This window comes from Streptomyces yokosukanensis (assembly GCF_001514035.1).
Taxonomy (GTDB): Bacteria; Actinomycetota; Actinomycetes; order Streptomycetales; family Streptomycetaceae; genus Streptomyces; species Streptomyces yokosukanensis.
In genome coordinates this window covers 161,343-181,877 of the sequence record NZ_KQ948208.1, presented here as the reverse complement: position 1 = coordinate 181,877, position 20,535 = coordinate 161,343, and the positions used below count along the sequence as shown (strand labels likewise).

General features: G+C 71.8%; 18 protein-coding genes and 1 riboswitch. Of the genes, 11 read left to right on the top strand and 7 right to left on the bottom strand.

Annotated elements, in window-relative coordinates; translation table 11 throughout:
- Positions 1–2: 2 nt before the first annotated feature.
- From AQI95_RS07345 to AQI95_RS07330, 4 genes are all read right to left on the bottom strand, one after another.
- Positions 3–902 (bottom strand): ABC transporter permease, encoded by a 900-nt coding sequence (locus AQI95_RS07345; protein WP_067119299.1) that lies wholly within the window; start codon positions 900–902, stop codon positions 3–5.
- A complete protein-coding gene (locus tag AQI95_RS07340; protein WP_067119297.1) occupies positions 889–1,902 on the bottom strand; it encodes an ABC transporter ATP-binding protein in 1,014 nt (337 codons plus the stop codon). The genes AQI95_RS07345 and AQI95_RS07340 overlap by 14 nt, the downstream gene beginning before the upstream one ends.
- Before the next feature lie 90 nt (positions 1,903–1,992).
- The gene (locus AQI95_RS07335; protein WP_067119293.1) at positions 1,993–3,186 is read right to left on the bottom strand and encodes a LolA family protein; all 1,194 of its coding nucleotides are present in this window, start codon (positions 3,184–3,186) and stop codon (positions 1,993–1,995) included.
- A gap of 390 nt (positions 3,187–3,576) precedes the next feature.
- On the bottom strand, positions 3,577–4,587 hold the full coding sequence (locus tag AQI95_RS07330) for a polyprenyl synthetase family protein (protein ID WP_067119289.1): 1,011 nt from the start codon (positions 4,585–4,587) through the stop codon (positions 3,577–3,579).
- A gap of 590 nt (positions 4,588–5,177) precedes the next feature.
- Positions 5,178–5,358: riboswitch (cyclic di-AMP (ydaO/yuaA leader) on the top strand.
- 4 nt (positions 5,359–5,362) lie between these two features.
- On the opposite strand from AQI95_RS07330, the gene AQI95_RS07325 reads away from it, so the two are divergent.
- Positions 5,363–5,857, top strand: a complete 495-nt coding sequence (locus AQI95_RS07325) for a transglycosylase SLT domain-containing protein (RefSeq protein ID WP_067119286.1) — start codon at positions 5,363–5,365, stop codon at positions 5,855–5,857.
- 136 nt (positions 5,858–5,993) lie between these two features.
- Here AQI95_RS07325 and AQI95_RS07320 read toward each other — a convergent pair whose 3' ends face one another.
- The 3 genes from AQI95_RS07320 to AQI95_RS07310 form a co-directional block, all read right to left on the bottom strand.
- Positions 5,994–6,806, bottom strand: coding sequence for a Cof-type HAD-IIB family hydrolase (locus tag AQI95_RS07320; RefSeq protein WP_067119283.1), 813 nt, complete (start codon positions 6,804–6,806; stop codon positions 5,994–5,996).
- A gap of 213 nt (positions 6,807–7,019) precedes the next feature.
- A complete protein-coding gene (locus AQI95_RS07315; protein WP_067120375.1) occupies positions 7,020–8,222 on the bottom strand; it encodes an FAD-dependent oxidoreductase in 1,203 nt (400 codons plus the stop codon).
- Between the two features lie 45 nt (positions 8,223–8,267).
- Complete coding sequence (locus tag AQI95_RS07310) at positions 8,268–9,512, bottom strand: carboxylate--amine ligase (RefSeq protein ID WP_067120373.1); 1,245 nt, start codon at positions 9,510–9,512, stop codon at positions 8,268–8,270.
- Between the two features lie 305 nt (positions 9,513–9,817).
- Between AQI95_RS07310 and fahA the strand changes: the two genes are divergently transcribed.
- The 10 genes from fahA to AQI95_RS07260 all read left to right on the top strand — a co-directional run bounded on the left by fahA (position 9,818) and on the right by AQI95_RS07260 (position 20,494).
- On the top strand, positions 9,818–11,035 hold the full coding sequence (gene fahA / locus AQI95_RS07305) for a fumarylacetoacetase (RefSeq protein WP_067119280.1): 1,218 nt from the start codon (positions 9,818–9,820) through the stop codon (positions 11,033–11,035).
- Between the two features lie 117 nt (positions 11,036–11,152).
- The gene (locus tag AQI95_RS07300; RefSeq protein ID WP_067119277.1) at positions 11,153–11,932 is read left to right on the top strand and encodes a hypothetical protein; all 780 of its coding nucleotides are present in this window, start codon (positions 11,153–11,155) and stop codon (positions 11,930–11,932) included.
- Positions 11,929–12,315, top strand: coding sequence for a GntR family transcriptional regulator (locus tag AQI95_RS07295; protein WP_067119274.1), 387 nt, complete (start codon positions 11,929–11,931; stop codon positions 12,313–12,315). Before AQI95_RS07300 ends, AQI95_RS07295 begins: the two co-directional genes overlap by 4 nt.
- Before the next feature lie 204 nt (positions 12,316–12,519).
- Complete coding sequence (locus AQI95_RS07290; protein WP_067119271.1) at positions 12,520–13,458, top strand: M56 family metallopeptidase; 939 nt, start codon at positions 12,520–12,522, stop codon at positions 13,456–13,458.
- Between the two features lie 132 nt (positions 13,459–13,590).
- Positions 13,591–14,379 carry a GntR family transcriptional regulator gene (locus AQI95_RS07285; RefSeq protein ID WP_067119268.1) on the top strand — a complete coding sequence of 263 codons (789 nt, stop codon included), beginning with the start codon at positions 13,591–13,593 and terminating at the stop codon, positions 14,377–14,379.
- A gap of 48 nt (positions 14,380–14,427) precedes the next feature.
- Positions 14,428–14,655 carry a 4Fe-4S dicluster domain-containing protein gene (locus tag AQI95_RS07280; RefSeq protein WP_067119265.1) on the top strand — a complete coding sequence of 76 codons (228 nt, stop codon included), beginning with the start codon at positions 14,428–14,430 and terminating at the stop codon, positions 14,653–14,655.
- A gap of 14 nt (positions 14,656–14,669) precedes the next feature.
- Positions 14,670–16,028 carry an ABC transporter substrate-binding protein gene (locus tag AQI95_RS07275; protein WP_067119261.1) on the top strand — a complete coding sequence of 453 codons (1,359 nt, stop codon included), beginning with the start codon at positions 14,670–14,672 and terminating at the stop codon, positions 16,026–16,028.
- Entirely contained in the window at positions 16,025–16,939 is a 915-nt protein-coding gene (locus tag AQI95_RS07270) for an ABC transporter permease (RefSeq protein ID WP_067119259.1), read from the top strand. The genes AQI95_RS07275 and AQI95_RS07270 overlap by 4 nt, the downstream gene beginning before the upstream one ends.
- Positions 16,923–17,714, top strand: a complete 792-nt coding sequence (locus AQI95_RS07265; protein WP_067119256.1) for an ABC transporter ATP-binding protein — start codon at positions 16,923–16,925, stop codon at positions 17,712–17,714. Before AQI95_RS07270 ends, AQI95_RS07265 begins: the two co-directional genes overlap by 17 nt.
- An 11-nt stretch (positions 17,715–17,725) precedes the next feature.
- A complete protein-coding gene (locus AQI95_RS07260) occupies positions 17,726–20,494 on the top strand; it encodes a fumarate reductase/succinate dehydrogenase flavoprotein subunit (protein WP_067119253.1) in 2,769 nt (922 codons plus the stop codon).
- Positions 20,495–20,535: the final 41 nt, after the last annotated feature.

The following is a 20,535-nucleotide window of genomic DNA, read 5'->3' as shown; positions in this document are numbered from 1 at the left end:
GGTCAGGCGCTGATGTCCTTCGCCGTGAAGCGCGCCCAGGCCGCCGAGCCGAACACGGCCGCGTACAACGCCTGGAGGCCGAGGTTCTTCGTCAGGTCGTCCCAGTAGACGGGATCGCGCATCAGGTCGGCGAAGGACAGCCAGTAGTGCGAGAAGAAGTACGGCTGGAGCGCGTGCAACTGGGGTATCTGGTCGAGGATCTGAACCGTGATGACCAATCCGACGGTGGTCGCCATCGCCGCGATGCCGCTGCCCGTGAGCGTCGACACGAACAGGCCGAGCGCCGCAACGCCGACCAGTGAGGCGGCGACCACCAGGGCGATCAGCAGGGCCCGGCCGAGGCCCTCGCCGAAGCTGATCCGGGTGCCGGAGATGGTCGTGAGGTCACCCAGCGGGAAGAGCAGGGCGCCGACGATCAGCGCCGAGACGGTGACGACCAGGGTGGCCAGCAGGCAGAAGGCCAGCACGGTCGTGTACTTGGTGAGCAGCAGCCGGGTGCGCCCGGCCGGGGCGACCAGCAGATAGCGCAGGGTGCCCGAGCCGGCCTCGCCCGCGATCGCGTCGCCGGCGACGACCCCGACGGCCATCGGCAGGAAGAACGGCAGGGTCGCGGCCAGCGCCGTGAACACCAGGAACAGGCCGTTGTTGGTGATCTGGGAGATGAACGCCGGGCCCTGGCCGCCGTGGCCCACGTCCCCGCCGCCCCGCGTCTCGATCTTCACCGCGATCCCGACCAGCACCGGCACCGCGGCGAGCACCGCGAGCAGGGCGAGCGTGCGCCAGCGGCGGACGGTCGTGACGAGTTCGCTGCGCAGCAGTCCGAAGGTCCACAGGGGGCTCGGCCGGCGCCCGGCGGAGCCGGGGACCGTCTCGGACAGGGGAACCGGCTCAGCCCGCGACATCGAAGCCCTCCCCCGTCAGCGCCACGAACGCGTCCTCCAGCGAGGCCCGTTCGACCGTGAGGCCCCGGACCCGCACTCCCGACGTGACCAGGGCCGCGTTCACCTCGGCGAGGTCCCGCGCGGGTGGTTCGCCGGTGACCCGGTCACCGTCGGCGGTCACGTCCGCGACGCCCTGCTCCTTCAGCACCCGGGCCGCCTCGGCGGGATCCGGGGTGGTCACCACCAGCCGCCCGCGCGCCCCGGCCGCCAGATCGGCCACGGCGCCCTGGACGACGAGCCGGCCCCGCGCCATGACCGCCGCGTGCGTGCACACCTGCTCGATCTCGTCGAGGAGGTGTGAGGAGAGGAAGACCGTGGTGCCGTCGGCCGCCAACTCCCTGATCAGGGTGCGGATCTCGCGCATGCCCTGTGGGTCGAGCCCGTTGGTGGGCTCGTCCAGGACGAGCAGCCGGCGCGGCTGGAGCAGCGCGGCGGCAAGGCCCAGCCGCTGTTTCATACCGAGCGAGTACGCCTTTGCCTTCTTGCTCGCCGCCGCCGTCAGGCCCACCCGGTCCAGGGCGGCGGCGACGCGGAGGCGCCGGGTGCGGGGGTCGGCGGTCGGGTCGGCGGCGTCGTAGCGCAGCAGGTTGTCGCGGCCGGAGAGGAAGCCGTACAGGGCCGGGCCCTCGATGAGCGCGCCGACCTGCGGGAGAACGGCACGGGCCGCCCGGGGCATCGGGCGGCCCAGCACGCGGGCCGTGCCCCTTGTCGGCTCGATCAGGCCCATCAGCATGCGGATGGTGGTGGTCTTGCCCGAGCCGTTCGGACCGAGGAAGCCGAAGACGCTGCCCGCCGGAACGGTCAGGTCCAGGCCGTCGACGGCGAGCTGCCCGCCGCGATAGCGCTTGGTGAGGCCGCGCGTGACGATGACGCCCTCCCGCGCCCGCCCCGGAGCCGGGGCGCGCCCCTCGGCGCCCCCCGCCTCCCCCGCGTCCCGCTCCATGGCGGACGGTTCGCCCATCGGCTCCCCCCTCGATCCTCCGGAACCCCTCGATTCGCTCTGCCCCCGAAGGGTCAACGCACGATCACGCCCCGTGGTGCCCGGGAGCGGTCACTTCCCGGCGTCGGCCGCCTTCACCAGGGCGTCCTTGGTCACCGCACCGGCGTACACCTTGCCGTCGTCGGTGATCAGGGCGTTGACCAGGCGGGTGGAGAAGACCGTGCCCTTGCCGAACTTGCCGGAGACCTTCTCGCCGAGCGAGCCGACGAAGCCGCCGAGGTCGCCGCCCTTGGAACCGGTCGGCAGGCCACCCTTGGAACCGGTGTCGAAGGTCGCCACGGACGTCCAGCCCTTGCCGAGGACGCCGCCGCCTTCCATGCCCTTGGCGAAGCCCTTGCCGGACTCGCTGTGCTTCCGGGCCGCGGGGTCCTGCTTCTCCTGCGTCACCTTCGCGCCCTTGGGCGGGGTGAAGTCGAAGGTGGAGGCGGTCGGCCGAGCGAAGGAGACCTGGGTGAAACCCACGTCGAGGACGGCGGCGCCGCCGCTCTTCGGCGTCAGCGTGAACTTCAGCGGCATGCCCGTCTTCGCGTCGACAGCGACGCTGATCGCGCCGACCGTGGTGCCGGACTGCCGCGGCTTGATCAGCAGCTTGTAGGCGTCGCGGCCGGCGACCTGCTCGGTGCCGTCGACGGTGACGGACGTGGTGTCGTCCACCGACTTCAGCGCCTGGTCGGCGAAGTCCTTCGGCGTGGCCGGCGGCTCGGCCCTGTGGTCCTTGCCCGCGTCGGCCGAGGCGGAGTGGTAGACCTCGTTGCTCTTGCTGTCGTAGCCCCACACGTCCTTGCCGTTGTGGATCAGGCTGTACTCGGAGCCGCTCTCCAGCAGCGACAGCTTCTGCCTCTGCGGGCCGTCGGCGGCGACGCGCAGCGTGTGCGCGCCGGAGACCAGCGAGGTGAGCTGGGACTGCGGGTCGGCGGAGGAGGCGCCGGAGCCCTTGGCGGCGCCGGAGGCCAGGGAGTTCTCCATGCCGCCGAGGTTGGGCAGGCCGAGGTCTGTGTTGATCTTCACGGTGCCGGACAGCTGCTGCACGTCCGACTTGGCGATCTTCTCGATGAGATGCTGGGCAGTGATCTTGGGCAGGTCCGGGTCACCGGAAGCGGCGAGTGCCGGGACCAGCCCGATCGTGGCCGCCGCCACCCCCACCACCGCGACCGGGACCGCGTAGCGGGCGGCCTTGCGGCGCCCGGCGTGCGGGGCTTCGTCCCGCGCGGCGTCCACTGCGTCGTCGGATTCGTACGGTGCCATGTGTGCCTTACCTCCGTCGTCGGCGGCGGCTGTCCTCACGCTGGTCCACCAGAGCCGCCATTCTCACCCGAATCGGTGAGTGCTGGTGATTTCCGTGGCTTCCATCTCACCAAATCGACCTTGAGGAAGCGTCAGACCTCGGAGCCAACTGCGTGTACGCCTGCGGTATGACACGTAGGGGCGAAGACTCCCCCGACCCGTAAGGGTCTCACCGGAACGGACGGGCCCGTAAGAGGGCGTACACGGCCGTACGGCTGGCCGTAAGGCTGGTCGTACGGGAGGTCGAACGGGAGGTGCGGATCACCCTCCGCGAAGGGCGATCCGCACAGTCGGCCGGAGGACGTGATCCGTGGGACCGGCCGGAGGGGTGGACCGTGGGGCGGCTGGGTGTCAGCCGGCGCGGTGCACCACCGCGTCGCACAGTTCCAGCAGTGCCGCCTTGGCGTCGCACTCCCTGAGCGGCACCAGCGCGGCGCGGGCCTCTTCCGCGTACCGGACGGTGTCGCGGCGGGCCTGCTCCAGCGCGGGATGCGCGCGCAGCGCGGCCAGCGCCTCGGCGTGCCGGGCGTCGTCGCTGAGGTCGGAGTCGAGCAGGCGGCACAGCGCTGCGTCCTCGGGCAGCCCCAGCCGGGCCGCCCGCTCGCGCAGCCGCAGCACGGGCAGCGTCGGGATGCCCTCGCGCAGGTCGGTGCCCGGGGTCTTGCCGGACTCGTGCGAGTCGGAGGCGATGTCCAGGACGTCGTCGGCGAGCTGGAAGGCGACCCCGAGCCGCTCGCCGTACTGGGTGAGTACGTCGACGACCGTCTCGTCGGCGCCCGACATCATCGCACCGAACCGGCACGAGACCGCCACCAGCGAGCCCGTCTTGCCGCCGAGCACGTCCAGGTAGTGCTCGACCGGGTCGCGGCCGTCCGAGGGGCCGGCGGTCTCCAGGATCTGGCCCGTGACCAGCCGCTCGAACGCGAGGGCCTGCACCCGGACCGCCTCGGGGCCGAGGTCGGCGAGGATCTGGGAGGCGCGGGCGAAGAGGAAGTCGCCGGTCAGGACCGCGACGGAGTTGCCCCAGCGGGTGTTGGCACTGTCCACACCGCGCCGCACGGCTGCCTCGTCCATGACGTCGTCGTGGTACAGCGTGGCCAGGTGGGTCAGCTCCACGACCACGGCGGACGGCACGACACCCGGCGCGTAAGGATCGCCGAACTGGGCCGCGAGCATCACGAGCAGCGGCCGGAACCGCTTCCCGCCGGCCCGCACGAGGTGCTGAGCGGCCTCCGTGATGAACGGGACCTCGCTCTTGGTGGCCTCGAGCAAGCCTTCCTCGACAGCCGCCAATCCGGCCTGGACATCGGCTTCCAGAGCCTGGTCCCGCACGCTCAGCCCGAACGGCCCGACGACGGTCACGAGGGGTCTCCTGTCTGCTGGTGTCTGCTGGCGATTACACGGTTTGTCGATAGGTCGTTGCCATCACTCAAGTCAGCGTATCCGGTCCTGTTTCGATCACCGATAGCGCCCACCGGTCCAGCCCGGGCGGTACCGGATCATGACCGGTATGTTTTTGATCAAGTGGTAAGAGCGGACATTTGTCGACTTAACAGGAACCCGTCCGGTTTGTCGCGAACCAAGAGGCGAGCGGAGTAATACGCACACCCCGCCTCCTGCACACGACCGCGATCACTACGACAACGACGACCGCGGCTCCACGGGTTCCACCGCTCACCCGAACCACCCGAATCCCCTATGCCCGATTTGCTTATATTTGCTATTTCGTGAGTTGGGTCACGGTGCCCACCTGGACCCCACTCCGGCCAATCACCCCTTCCCCCCTTGCTCGGCCGACGAGTTGAGGATTGGCAACCGCAAAGGATCAAGTGCCTCATAGGGTGTAGACCAAGGTCAAATGGTGCGTTGTGTGAATCCGGCACTTGTTCCCGACATGTGCTCTCGCATACGTTCCCGGCCACCGGGCGGACGCCGAATCCTGCCGCCGCCCGCGAAACCCATCGACGAACTCATTTCGTACGGCAGGAGCGGGGGACCCAGGTAAGTCGCCGGACCGGACGACACACGTCGCACCGGAACGGCTAGGGGTGAAGCCGTGCCTTTCCCGAGGCACGGCCGGGCACCTCCCCGCCCGAACCCGACAGCTCACCTCGTAGGCGACGGAGAGGACTTCCCCATGCCTGCTTCCGCTCAGCCCCGCCGTACCCGCAACAACCGCCTCTTCCGCACCCTCGCCGTCGCCGGCACCGGTGCCGCCGTCCTCGCCCTGCCGCTCATCGGCGCCACCAGCGCCTCCGCGGCCACGGGTACGACGACCACCACGACGGCCTCCACCACCACCGTCGGGTACCCGAACACCCTCGACGGCTGGATCCGTCACTCGCTCGCGATCATGGCCCAGAAGAGCATCCCGGGTACCTACAACGGCATTTACCGCAACATCATGCGGGAGTCCTCCGGCAACCCGCTGGCCATCAACAACTGGGACTCCAACGCCGCCGCGGGCACCCCGTCCAAGGGCCTGCTGCAGGTGATCGACCCGACCTTCAACGCCTACCACGTGACCGGCACGGCGTTCGACCCGTACGACCCGGTCGCCAACATCACGGCGGCCTGCAACTACGCCGCCGCGCGCTACGGCTCCATCGACAACGTCAACAGCGCGTACTGACGTTCCCCGCCGGCCCGGCGCACCGGAGTGACATCGGCCGTCCGGCACGCACCCGTACCTGACGGACGGGGGCGTGCCGGGCGGCCGCCGGGCATCCACCGGGCCGGTCACGGACGGCCGCGTACTGATGTGCCGGTCAGTCGGTCGGGAACAGCCTTTCGAGGACGACGGCGATGCCGTCGTCCTCGTTCGACAAGGTGATCTCATCGGCCACCGCCTTCAGTTCGGGATGTGCGCCGGCCATGGCGACCCCGCGCCCGGCCCACTCGAACATCGGGATGTCGTTGGGCATGTCGCCGAACGCCAGGGCCTCCTGCGCGCCGACACCGAGGCGCTCGGCCGCCAGCGCCAGACCCGTCGCCTTGGTCACCCCGGACGGCTGGAGTTCCACGGTCCCCGGCCCCGACATGGTGACCGTCGCCAGCGAGCCCACCACCGCGCGCGCGATGGCCGCCAACTCGTCGTCGGACAGGGCGGCATGGCGCAGCAGCACCTTGCTGATGGGCTCGCGCCACAGGTCGTCACGCCTGTCCACCCGCACCGCGGGCAGCGTCGGGTGCGGCATCAGGTAGCCGGGCTCGATGAGTGTGAGCCCGTCGACGCCGTCCTGGTCGACGGCCGCGTACACCTGCCCCACTTCCGCCTCGATCTTGCCGAGCGCGGTCTCGGCCAGCTCCCGGTCCAGCCGGACCGACCACAACAGGCGCCCGGATCCGGCGTCGTAGACCTGTGCGCCCTGCCCGCACACCGCGAGCCCCGTGCAGCCGAGGCGTGCGAGGAGGGGCCGTACCCGCGGGGCCGGCCGGCCCGTCACCACCAGGTGGCGGGCACCGGCCCGCGCCACCCGCGCGAGCGCGGCGAGCGAGCGTTCGGAGACGCTGTCGTCGCCGCGCAGCAGCGTTCCGTCCAGGTCGGTGGCGATCAGTGCATACGCGGGGGAAGCTGCCATGATCAGAGAATACGGATACCGCGCCCTCCCGACTCATCTTGTCGTCCTGCGTACTTACGTACTGATCATCCCCAAGTGGTGCCCGACGGCCCCTTGATGGTGGTGTTGACGCGGTTGAGCATGATGGGACATGTGGAGGCCGCGGCTGTGGGCGGTCGCAGGGTGTGCCGGGTGTGCCGGGTGTTCCGTCGGCCGCGGGGTGCCGCCCGGTGTTCAGCCGTGGGCCGCCGCCAGGTGTTTCGCCAGCCGGGGCGAGGCGAACTCCGTGCCGCAGACGAAGCGCATCACCGGGCCGTACGACGACGCCGCCGGCAGGCCCGTGAAGTACAGGCCGGGCACGGAGGAGACGTAGCCGGGGCCGAGCTTGGGCGTGCCACGGCTCACCGCGAGCCTGGTACGCAGTTCGTGGCCGAGGAAGTCCATCGCCGCGATGTCGACGCGGTAGCCGGTGGCGGCGATGACATGGTCGGCGCCGAGCCGCTCGGTACGCCCGCCGTGCGTGCGGACCGTGAGGACGGGGCTGCCGTCAGGGGCCTCGGCGGCCACGACCCGTTCCACGTCCTGCACCTGCACGGCGGTCTCGAAGCGCTCGCGCAGCCACCAGGCCCCGAGCGGTCCGAGGACGCGCCGGACCAGGTAGTGGCGGGTCGCCTCGGGCAGGTAGCGGTAGGGGTGCGGGTAGTAACTGAGCGCCCACAGCGACCAGGCGTTGCCGAAGGGGGACTCGGGGCGCAGCTTCGGCTGGTCCCAGGGCGGGGCTCCGAAGGCGACCCGGCCGCGACCGCGCGCGATCACACGCACGCGTGCCCCCGCTTCGGCGGCGAGCGCCGCCGTCTCCAGGGCGGACTGGCCGGCGCCGATCACGATCAGCTCCTTGCCTTCGAACCGGCCGAGGCCGTGATGCTGGGAGCTGTGCGAGACCGGGCTTGTGGGCGCCGGTCCGTCGGCGGCGGCCCCCTTGAGCTCCGCCGGCAGGTGCGCGAGGCCCGACAGCCCGGTGGCCACGACGACCGCACGCGCGGTGAACGTCTCGCCCGAGTCCAGCTTCAGTTCGAAGCCGCCGCTCTTGTCGCGGTCCACGGCGACGACCCGCACCTGCTCCAGGCCGGGGACCAGCCTCTGCTGGAACCACTCGCCGTAGCCGATGAACGTCTCCGCCGGGATGATGTCCTCGTCGGCCACCAGGCGGCGGATCCCGGCCGCGTCGCAGTAGTCCGCGAGGGTGTGGCCGGGCTGCGGGCAGTCGAAGTTCGATGCCGCGGGTGTCGATTTCAGGAGCATGCCCTCGGGCATGTGGTCGCGCCAGCTGACCATGGGGTCGCCGAAGACGCGGACGGGGATGCCGCGGGCCCGCAGATGGGCGGCGGTGGACAGGCCGAACGGCCCGGCCCCGATGACTGCAACCGGTCGAGTCACGAAGTCCCTCCCCAGGACACGGTGCGCCACTCTTGGTGGCCTTGCCTACTTCGTGGAGGTGCTGCTGCCGCGGCGGTTGGTCCGCCACAGCTGATAGAGGTGCTTCGCGCCCGGGCGCACGAAGCGGGCGAGCATCGTGAGGAACGGCAGCGGGTCGTCACCCGCGAGCCATGCCAGCTCCGTCCCGCTCGCCCTGGCCGGCGCGTGCGGCGTCGTATAGCCGCTGCGGCGGTAGGCGAGGAGGGCGGGGAGGTCGATGTTCTCCACGATGTATCGGTGGCCGGTGCGTTGTTCCCCCTCCGGTACGGCGCGGCCGGTCAGATTCAGATGCATGGCGCGTACGACGTCCACACCCGACTCGTTCTCGAAGAGCCGGAACTGGGCGCCCATGCGGGGGTTGAAGTCCAGGAGCTTGTACTGCCCGTCGCGCCGGTCGAAGCGCAGATCGAGGTCGATGATGCCGCTGTAGCCGATCTGTTTGATGAAACGCGCGGCGAGGTCGGTGAGTTCCGGGTTGTCGACGACGTAGGCGTTCGCCGTCATGCCGGCGTGCGGCGGCCACGAGCGGACCTTGACGCCGGTGAACAGTGCCACGGGGTTGGAGTCCTGGTCGAAGCAGGCGTGCACGATCCAGTCCTCGGCCTCCTCGCGCGGCAGGTACTCCTGGAGGATCACGCCCGGCCGCGCGCCCCAGTCGCGGGCGAGGGCGAGCAGGCCCTCGCGGGTGGCGATCCTCGTGGTGCCGCCCACCGCCGGGCGTTCGCGCCGGACGAACGCCTCGCGGTTCTTGGCCACCACCGGGAAGCGGGCCGTGCCGGCGAAGGCGACGATGTCCTCGTACGACTCCGGGAACGCCGACGCGGGGCTCGCGATGCCGTGCTCCACACACAGTTCGTGCAGGCCCTGCTTGCTGGCGAGCCGGCGCGGCAGCGCGGGGTCGACACGCGGAAAGAGAAAAGATCCGGCCAGATCGTCCTGGTGCTCGGCGATCAGTACGGCGGCCTCCTCGTCGGTCGGGACCAGGACGGTGGGGCGGCCGATGCGACGGCCGATGCGCAGCAGGCCCTCGACCAGGTGGCCGGGGTCCTCCGCGCCGGTCGTCGGCCACACGAAGGCCTTCTTCAGATAGCGCGAGGAGGCCGCGGGCGTGTACGCGTCCTCGGTGACGGCGTACATCGGCACGCCGAGCCGGCCCAGGCTGCGGATCGCTCCGACGCCGCCGTGGTGCAGCGGATAGTCGCCGAACTTGACGATCAGTCCGGGCACTTCACGGTCCACCTCGAACGGCACAGCCATGCCACTTTCGGCCACGGGTCCCCCCACGTGTCCCCCATTGGAACGGACCCACCCCGTCCGTGTCCCCAAAGGACGCTAAGCCGGAATTGCCGCCTCCGACAAGGCCTATTCGGACATTGCGAACTCTTTAGACAGGGTGCGAGCAACCTTTCGAAGCTTCTCCTTCACACGCCTTTCGGACACCTCTGGAGGTGCCGATCAAGGCACTGCCCAAGACACGCATCCCGGCCGTAACGTGTGGCGCGATCACATGGAACGCATCGCCACGCACGGCCTGGATGAGAGTGAGGCAGTACCCCATGCCCCCCTTCGACGTCCCCGAGGGCGACCCCTTCGGCCCGGACAACCTTCCCTATGGCGTGTTCTCGCCCTCCGGCAGCACGGAACGTAGGGTCGGCGTCCGGATCGGGGACCACGTCCTCGACGCAGGCGCCGCGGCCGCCGCCCTGGGCTCGCCGCACCACTCGCTGCTCGCGCGGCCCACCCTCAACCCGCTGCTCGCGGCCGGGCGCACGACCTGGTCGGACGTACGGCGCGCGATCACGTCCTGGATCACCGACCCCGCGCACCACGAGGCGGTCGAGCCGCTGTTCCGCCACCTCTCCGAGGTGACCCTGCACCTGCCCTTCGAGGTGGCGGACTACGTCGACTTCTACGCCTCGGAGAACCACGCGCGAAACGTCGGCCAGATCTTCCGCCCGGACGCCGCGGACTCCCTCACGCCCAACTGGAAGCACCTGCCGATCGGCTACCACGGCCGCTCCGGCACGGTGGTGGTCTCCGGCACGGACGTCGTACGGCCGTCCGGGCAGCGCAAGGCGCCGGCCGACCCGGCCCCCGTCTTCGGCCCCTCGATCCGGCTGGACATCGAGGCTGAGGTCGGCTTCGTCGTGGGCGCGCCTTCCGCACCGGGCAGCCCGGTCGCGCTGGCCGACTTCCGCGACCACGTCTTCGGCCTCTGCCTCCTGAACGACTGGTCCGCGCGGGACATCCAGGCCTGGGAGTACGTCCCGCTCGGCCCCTTCCTCGGCAAGTCCTTCGCCACCTCGGTGTCGGCGTGGATCACCCCGCTGGAGGCTCTCGAGCACGCGCGCGTGGCGCCCCCGGAGCGCACGGACCCGCTGCTGCCCTACCTGGACGACTCGGCGCCCGGCATCGAGCCCGGCGGCTACGACCTGCGCATCTCCGTGGCGATCAACGGCCATGTGGTCTCCGAGCCGCCCTTTTCGACCATGTACTGGACCGCCGCCCAGCAACTCGCCCACATGACGGTGAACGGCGCCTCCCTGCGCACCGGCGACCTGTACGGCTCGGGCACGGTGAGCGGCCCCGAGGAGCGACAGCGCGGCTCCCTGCTGGAGCTGACCTGGAACGGCCGCGACCCCCTCGAACTCCCGGACGGCAAGCGGGCCTTCCTGGAGGACGGAGATGTGGTGACCCTGTCGGCCTGGGCCCCCGGGGCGGACGGCCGCCGGATCGGGCTGGGTGAGGTCAGCGGCCGGGTCGTGACCCGGTGAGCCGGGCGAGCGGCCTCTTGTAGCAAGAGATTGACACAAGCCCGCCGGAGCAAGCATCTTGTACTCACCGCTTGATACAAGCGGTGAGTACAAGACGTGCTTCCACGGGGGACTTCCATGACCCACCTCGATCTGACCACCCCGGCGACCGCGTCCCGAGGAGCGGTCGACCGCTACGCCCGCTGGACAGGGGTCGCCGCAGGCGCCCTGGCAGCCGCCTGGCTGTCCGCACTCGACCACGGCAACGGCGTCCTGTACGCCATCCCGGCCTTCGGTCTGTGCGCGGTCGTCGGCGTCCTGGTCGGCGACGCGCTGACCGCGCCGGCCCGGGGAGCCGTCCGCACCGCGGGGCTCGCACCGCGCCGGGTCCGCGACCACGTACCGCCCCGGACGACCTGGCTCCTGGTCGTCCTTGCGGTGGCCCTGGTGGCACTACTGGTGACGGCGGGCGCGGTGGCCTCGCCGGACGACCTGGGGCGGGCGGGCCGCCAACTGGCCCTGACCTGCAACGGGCGGACCGAGGCGCACAGCCCCTTTCCCGGCCTCTACTACGGCCTGCCCATGCTGGCCTCCCTCGCCCTCGCCACGGGCGCGTGCGGCTGGTCCCTGCGCCGGATCGCCACCCGGCCGGGCGACGAGCAGTCCCGCCGCGACCGCTCGCTGGCGATCGTGGCCGCGTGGGGGATCGTCGTCTCCACCTCACTGCTGGGCGCGGCCTCGACGGCCTCGGCCGCCCTGACCGCAACGACCTGCGACGGCACCGCGGGCACCGTCGCCAACGCGGTTCTGCTGCCGCTGGCGCTGATCTCGCTGGTGACCGCGCCCTGGATGCTCTTCACCGTCTGCTCGCCGCGGGCCGGACGGCTCCGGCAGACCGACCGGGGAGTACGCCGGTGAGCGGCGCCGCCGTCCGGGTCGACACGACCAGCCCCGTCCCGCCCTACGAGCAGATCCGCGCCCAGCTCGCCGCCCTGATCAGCGTCGGGCGGCTGACAGAGGGCGAACGGCTGCCGACGGTACGGCAACTGGCGGCGGACCTCGGCCTCGCGGCGGGCACCGTGGCTCGCGCCTACCGCGAGCTGGAAGCGGCGTCGCTGATCCGGACCCGGCGCGGCGCGGGGACGCGGGTGGCTCCGTTGCCGCCCGGCGTGCGCCGCCGCGACATCGCGGAACTCGCCGACGGGACCGGGGACTTCGTGTCCTGGGCACTGGCTCTGGGGTTCGGCGAGGACGACGTGCTGGAGGCCGTCCGACGGGCTCTGCGGGAACGGGGGACATAGGGCCGCCCGGCCCAGAGACCGGGCAAGGCGGGCGTGCCGTAAAGCGGGCGGTCGAAGGCGCGGAACGGATCGCCTCCGGGACCTGACTCCTGCCGCCCCGCACCGTCATACTGGGCGGGCACACACCGCGCGACGCGCCCTCGGCGCAACGCCCCGCACCACCGACACCCGCACAACTCTCCGACCAGGAACCGGAGCCCCGGCATGACCGTCTGCCTGCTCCTGCTGAGCGTCGTCGCCCTGACGGCCGCCCTGCCGGCACCGCGCGCGCTGACCCGTGCCGCCTGGCCCGAGCGGGACCCCGTGGTCGCGCTGTGGGTGTGGCAGTGCCTGGTCGCCACCGTCCTGCTGTGCTGCCTGGCCGCCCTGATCCTGGGTACGGCAGCCGTCTTCCACACCGTCCGCGACCGCGTGTTCGCCCCCGCGCCACCCTCCGTCACCGCCGCCTACGACCTCTCCTCCGCACCGGCGTGGGCCGCCACCCTCACCGTTCTGCTGGCCTGCGGCGCGGCCTGGACGACGGCGATGCTGGCCCGGGAACTCGTCGAGGCCCGCCGCAGCCGCGGCCAGGCCCGCGCCCAGCTGCGCGAGCGCGCCCCCGACCTGCCGGCCGGGCTGCCCGCGGCGCGCGGTCCCATGCTGGTGCTGGAGGACGATTACCCGGACGCCTGGTGGATGCCGGGACACCCGCCGCAGCTGGTCGTCACGACGGGGGCGCTGCAGCGCCTGACCGACCACCAGCTGGACGCCGTCCTCACCCACGAACGCGGGCACGCGCGCGCCCACCACGACTGGCTGCTCCACCTGTCCACCGCGCTCGCCACGGGCTTCCCGCGCGTGCCGCTGTTCGCGCACTTCTGCGACCAGACGCACCGCCTGGTCGAGCTGGCCGCAGACGACACGGCGTCCCGGCGCTGCGGACACCTCACAACAGCCCTGGCGCTGATCGAGCTGAACCAGCACCGGGGCGTACTGTCCTGCGCCTCCAGCCGACGCCTCCTCGGCGAGCGCGTGGACCGCCTCCTGGAGCCGCCGCCGCGGCTGCTGCGCCGGCACCGGGCCCTGACGACGACGGTGGCCGCGCTGGTGCCGCTGCTGCCGCTCCTGATCACGTTCGCACCGGGGCTTACGGCACTGAACTGACCGGCCCGCCGGGTGGCAGATCTTGCCGCCGAGGCAGAGAAACCCCAGCTCAGCGACGTACTCAACGCCCCCTCACCTGGCGCAACACTCCAGCAACACGCCTTTCCCTACCGCATCGGTATGGTTCCAGCCATGCCACCCACCGACCGCCCCCGCGACCACGCCGGTCAGGGCGCCGCGACCACCGTCGCCGCCCACCGCACGCGTCGCCGGCTGCGTGCGGACCGGGCCCGGCAGCTCGCCGACCTGCTGCGCCACCAGATCCTCACCGGCGCCTTCCAGGACGGCTCCCTCCCCCACGAGTCGACACTCGCCACCGACTACCGCGCCTCCCGCAACACCGTCCGCCAGGCCCTGGACCTGCTCCGGGCCGAGGGCCTGGTGGAACGGCTGCCCGGAGTCGGCACCGTGGTCGTCGCCCGGAAGTACCCGCACGGGCTCGACCGCCTGATGGGCCTCGCGGAAACCCTTCGCGAACACGGCCGCGTCACCAACGAGGTCCGCACCATGGGCCCCGCCCCCGCGCCCGCCCCGGTCGCCGACCGCCTCCACGTCCCCGCCGGCGCGGACGTCCTCTACATCGAGCGCCTGCGCCGCCTGAACGGCCTCCCCCTCTCGCTCGACCTCACCTACGTACCGCTCGACATCGGCACCGCCCTGCTCGGCGCCGACCTGGAGAACACCGATGTCTTCCGCCTCCTGGAAGGCATCACCGGCCAGCGCCTCGGCCACGCCGAGATCACCCTGGAGGCGGTGAACGCGGACACCCATTCCGCCGCCGTCCTCCAAGCCCCGCGCGGTGCCGCCGTACTGATGCTGGAACGCCTGACACACCTCGCCGACGGCCGCCCCGTCGACCTGGAGTTCATCCGCTTCCGCGGCGACCGAATCGCCATGAGCGGCCTGCTCCACCGGTCGTAGCCACCCCGCCGACACCCATCCCTGCCTGCACGTTTCCTGGAGACAGCCATGCCCTTGGCGCCCCAGCGGGCCGACGTGCCCGTGACCATCGACGAGTCGAAGTGCATCGACGGCTGCACCCTCTGCGTGGACATGTGCCCGCTGGACTCCCTCGCCATCGACGAGACCAGCGGCAAGGCGTACATGCACGTCGACGAGTGCTGGTACTGCGGCCCCTGCGCGGCCCGCTGCCCCACCGGGGCCGTCACGGTCAACATGCCCTACCTGCTGCGGTGAGAGGGACGACCACCATGAAACGAACAGCAGCCACCGCATCCGCAGCCGCCGCGCTGCTCCTGCCCCTGCCCCTGTCCCTGTCCGCCTGCGGCGCCAGCGCCGAAGCCGGCAGCGGCTCCACGGTCACCGTGACCGTCGGATACCAGTCCAAAACCATCAACACCGTCACCGCAGGCACACTGCTGCGATCCCTCGGCTCCTTCGAGAAGCAGCTCGACTCCCTGCACGACGGCCACACCTACAAGGTCGACTGGCAGGACTACGCCACCGGCGCCCCGATCACCGCCCAGATGACCGCAGGCAAGATCGACATCGGCTCCATAGGCGACTTCCCGCTGCTGCTCAATGCCGCCCGCGGCACCCAGCTCGGCCGCCCCACCCGCCTGGTCTCGGTGACCGGCTACAACCTGCGCGGCGGCCTCAACACCGTCGTCACCGCACCCGATTCCCAACTCGCCAGCCTGAAGGACCTGAAGGGCAAGAAGGTCTCCACGAGCATCGGCTCCGCCGCCGACGGCACCCTCGTACGGGCTCTGCAGCGCGCCGGCATCAACCCGGACAAGGGCATCTCCAAACTCAACCAGCAGCCCGCCGTGGGTGCTTCGGCGCTCACCTCCGGCAGCGTGGACGCCCTGTCGCAGTTCGTCGCCTGGCCCGGCCTGCTCGCCTACGAAGGCAAAGCGAAGGCCCTGTACGACGGCGCCCAGCTGAACCTGCCCACCTTCCACGGCGTCACAGCCCGCGAGGACTTCGCCCAGCAGCACCCGTCCGTCCTGGAAGCCTTCCTCAAGGCCCAGGCGGAGGCGACGGACTACCTCAACACCCACCCCGTCGCCGCCGCCGAGAAGGTAGCCGAGACCACCGGCCTGCCCGCCGAGGTCGTCTACCTCTACAACGGCGCACACGGCATCGCCACCTTCGACCCGGCCGTCAAGCCGCGGCTCGTCGACGCGCTGAAGCAGGACGTGTCCGTGCTGAAGGCCGCCAAGCTGACCGGCGACATCGACGTGGACTCCTTCGTCGACGACCGGTACGTCAAGAGGGCCCTCGGCGCCTCCTACACCCGACGCCTCGACGCGGCACCCGCACCGGTCGCGAGCGAGGTGTGGCCCAAGGGCAGCGAGAAGACCGTCTCCTTCAAGTCCGCGAAGGAACTTCTGGCCTACCTGGCCGGGCACCGCAACGGGATCCGCGCCGCGTACGTGCCGGACGCAGCCACCGGCACCCTGTGGTTCGCCGACAGGGCGGTCTGGGTGACCGACGGCAACCAGCTGCTCCCCTTCGTCACCCCGGCGAGCGCACAGGCCTACGTCACCGCCCACGGCGGCGCTCGTACCGTCTCGTACCGCGAGGCTCTGGAGCGGGCGTCATGACCCGGCGGCCCCTGGCCCGGTATGCGCTCCGGACTGCTTCCCTGGCCGCCTTCCTCGGCCTGTGGCAGGTGCTGACCAGCCTGGACGTCGACGTGTGGCTGCGTTTCTCGCAGTTCCCGACGGTCACCGATGTGGCTCACGCTTTCACCGGCCGGCTCTCCGGCAGCGACTACTGGACCGACCTCTACGACAGCCTCACCCGGATCCTCACCGGCTTCGCGCTCGCCGCCGTCCTGGGCGTGGCGACCGGCGTGCTCGTGGCGCGCTCGCGCCTCGCCGAGGATCTGCTCGGCCCGGTCCTGGAAGTGATCCGCCCGATCCCGGCGATCGCCCTCGTCCCGGTGGCGATCCTCCTGTTCCCCTCCAACGAGCAGGGCATCGTCTTCATCACCTGCACCGCCGCCTTCTTTCCGGTGCTGGTCTCCACGCGGCACGCGGTCCGCGCCCTGACCCCCATGTGGGAGGAAGCGGTGCGCACCATGGGTGGCGGCCGGATGCGGATCCTCGGCTCGGTCGTGCTGCCGGGCGCGCTGCCCGGCATCTTCGGCGGGCTGTCGGTGGGCATCGGCGTGTCCTGGATCTGCGTGATCTCCGCCGAGATGATCTCCGGCCAGTACGGGGTCGGCTACCGCACCTGGCAGGACTACACGGTGGTGAACTACCCCGGCGTCTTCGTCGGCATGGTCACGATCGGAGTCCTCGGCTGGGTCACCTCCACGGCCGTGGAACTCCTCGGCCGACGCCTGACCCGCTGGCTGCCCCGTACCTCGTACATCCCCGGTGGCCGCACCCACGTGCCCCGGCCTGTCGCCGCCCCCGTGCGTGCCGACGGCGATTCCGAGCACCAGGCCCAGCCCGAGCAGCAGGGCCAGAAGGACACCGAGGAGGCCCGCGATGAGCACCTCGTCTGAGACCGCGGCCGTTCCCACCGCCGCTGCGCCGTCCGCGACGGCACGCGGCACCCGGCTCTCCTTCCGAGCCGCCGTACTCGGCCGCCCGGACGCGCCGGTGCTGCACGACGTCGACCTGGATGTCTCGCCCGGCGAGATCCTCACCGTCGTCGGCCCTTCCGGCTGCGGCAAGTCCACGCTGCTGCGCACCCTCGCCGGGCTGCTGGCGCCACTGGGGGGCTCAGTCGAGGTGGACGGTGCCCCGCTGAGAAGGCCGTCGGCCGACCGTACGCTGGTCTTCCAGGAGGACGCGCTGCTGCCCTGGCGCACCTTGCGCGGGAACGTCGAACTTCCGCTCGCCATCAGCGGCGTGCCCCGCTCCGCACGCCGTGCCCGGGCCGAGTCCTGGCTCGCCCGCGTCGGAGTCAGTGCGCAGGCGGGGCAGTTGCCGCACCGGGTGTCCGGCGGGCAGCGCCAGCGCGCCCAGTTGGCCCGCGCGCTGGCCGACAGTCCGCGCGCCGTCCTCATGGACGAGCCCTTCGGCGCGCTGGACGCCCAGACCCGCTCCGGCATGCAGGACCTGCTGGTGGAGGTGTTGGGCGGCACGGGCGCGACCGTCGTCTTCGTCACGCACGACGTGGACGAGGCCCTCTTCCTCGGCGACCGTGTGGCCCTGCTCGGCTCCGGCCGGGTGGCCGCGGTACGCGACGTCCCCGGTCCGCGCGACCGCGGAGCCGTCGACGCCCCCGCCCGTGCGGCCCTGCGCCGCGACATCCTCACCTCGCTCGGCTCGTGAAAGGCACCCCGGTGACCACCCCCGCGTCCACTTCCCCGGAGATTCCCGCCGTCACCGACGCCGAGGAGCTGAGCTGCGACGTCCTCGTCATCGGCGGCGGCACCGCCGGCACCATGGCGGCGCTGACCGCCGCCGAGCGCGGCGCGAACGTGCTGTTGCTGGAGAAGGCCCACGTCCGCCACTCCGGCGCGCTCGCCATGGGCATGGACGGCGTCAACAACGCGGTCGTCCCCGGCCGCGCCGAGCCCGACGACTACGTCGCCGAGATCACCCGCGCCAACGACGGCATCGTCGACCAGTCCACCGTTCGCCAGACCGCGACCCGCGGTTTCGCGATGGTCCAGCGGCTGGAGTCGTACGGGGTCAAGTTCGAGAAGGACGAGCACGGTGAGTACGCGGTCCGCCAGGTCCATCGCTCCGGCTCGTACGTACTGCCGATGCCAGAGGGCAAGGACGTCAAAAAGGTCCTGTACCGGCAGTTGCGGCGGCGCGAGATGCGGGAGCGGATCCGGATCGAGAACCGGGTGATGCCGGTCCGGGTCCTGACCGCCGGGGGGCGGGCCGTGGGCGCCGCCGGCTTCCACACGCGCACCGGCGCCTTCGTCACCGTCCGCGCGGGCGCGGTGATCCTCGCGACCGGTGCCTGCGGCCGGCTCGGCCTGCCCGCCTCCGGCTACCTCTACGGCACCTACGAGAACCCCACCAACGCCGGCGACGGGTACGCCATGGCCTACCACGCGGGCGCCGAGCTGACCGGCATCGAGTGCTTCCAGATCAACCCGCTGATCAAGGACTACAACGGGCCGGCCTGCGCCTACGTCGCCAACCCCTTCGGGGGCTACCAGGTCAACCGGCACGGCGAGCGCTTCGTCGACTCCGACTACTGGTCCGGGCAGATGATGGCCGAGTTCGCCGCCGAGGTCGCCGGCGACCGCGGTCCGGTCTACCTCAAGCTCAGCCATCTCCCCGAGGAGTCGATCTCCGCTCTGGAGTCGATCCTGCACTCCACCGAGCGCCCCACCCGGGGCACCTTCCACGCCGGGCGCGGGCACGACTACCGCACCCACGACGTCGAGATGCACATCTCCGAGATCGGCCTGTGCGGCGGCCACTCCGCCTCCGGCGTCCGCGTCGACGACCACGCCCGTACGACCGTCCCCCGCCTGTACGCCGCCGGCGACCTCGCCTGCGTCCCGCACAACTACATGATCGGCGCGTTCGTCTTCGGCGACCTCGCGGGGGCGGACGCCGCCCAGTACACGGCGTACGAGGGCGTACTTCCCGCGGACCAGGTCCGCGAGGCGCACGAACTGATCTACCGCCCGCTGCGCCACCCGGACGGCCCGCCGCAGCCCCAGGTCGAGTACAAGCTGCGCCGTTTCGTGAACGACTACGTCGCACCGCCGAAGTCCGGTGCACGGCTCTCCCTCGCCCTGGAGGCCTTCGAGCGGATGCGTTGCGACATCGCCGCCATGGGTGCCCGCACCCCGCACGAGCTGATGCGCTGCGCCGAGGTCACCTTCATCCGGGACTGTGCGGAGATGGCCGCCCGCTCCTCCCTCGCCCGCACCGAGTCCCGCTGGGGTCTCTATCACGACCGTCTCGACCACCCCGGCCGTGACGACGTCTCCTGGTTCCACCATCTCGATCTGCACAAGTCCCCCTCTGGTGCGATGGAGTTCACGGCCCGTCCCGTGGCTCCGTATCTGGTCCCGGTCGAGGAGTTCACGCCGGTGGGCGGTCCCTCCCGGCGGTTGGGCGAGGTCCGTCCCGAGGACGTGGACACGGCCGGGCCCCGTGAGGTGGCACCGGTCGCCGCAGGACCGACGTCCGCGCGTGCCGCCGACTCCACCGACCCGGCGGGCACACCGGGCGGCTCCGCCTCGCCCCGGCTGCTGGAACTGCTGGCTCTGGCCGAGGCGGAACCCGAACTCGACCTGGTCCAGCCGTACTTGACCGACCCGGACCCCGCCGTCCGTCGCACGGCCGTCTCGGTCCTCACCGAGACCGTGCCGCCCGGCACCGGACGGGCCCTGGCCGGAGCCCTGTCCGATCCCGACACCGGCGTCCGCGCCGGCGCGGCGGCCTCGCTGCGTGAACTGGTCGAGGCCCTGCCGCCCGAGCCGGACCTGGGCCGCGACCTCACCGGCGCCCTCACCGCCGACGACCCCGTGGTGCGTGCCGCCGCTCTCGATGTGCTGCGTGCCCTGCGACTCGGCGAGGCCGGGGTGTTCTCGGTGGCGCTGGACGACCCCGACATCGCCGTCCGTACCGAGGCGGTACGGGCGCTCGTGTCCGTCGACGCGGTCCGGCCGCTGGCGGGGGCCGCGGACGATCCCTCCCGGGAGGTCCGGGTCGCCGTGGCCAAGGCCCTGGCCTCCGTCGGCTCGGCGCCCGTGACCGAAGCCGATCGTGAGTTGCTCATCGCCGCCCTGGACCGGCTCACCGAGGACGTCGATCCGCTGGTGCGCGGCGCGGCGCTCGCCGCGCTGGCCGGCACCGGCTGCCCAGCCCCGCTCGCCGCCCGCGCCGTGGCCGCACTGTCCGATCCGGCCTGGCAGGTCCGCTCCGGTGCCGCCACCGCGCTGTCGGTCGCGTACTCCGAAGCCGCCGTCCCCGCCCTGGCCGAGGCACTCGCCGACGCGAACGCCGACGTGCGCAAAGCGGCGGTGCTGGCCCTGAGCCGGCACCGGGCCACGGAGGAGGCCCGCGCGGCCCTCGCCGCGGCGACGGCCGACCCCGACGCGGACGTCAGGGCCTACGCGGCGCGGGGTCTGTGACGGTCCTCCCTATCGCCTCCGGCCGGCTCGCCTACAGCCAG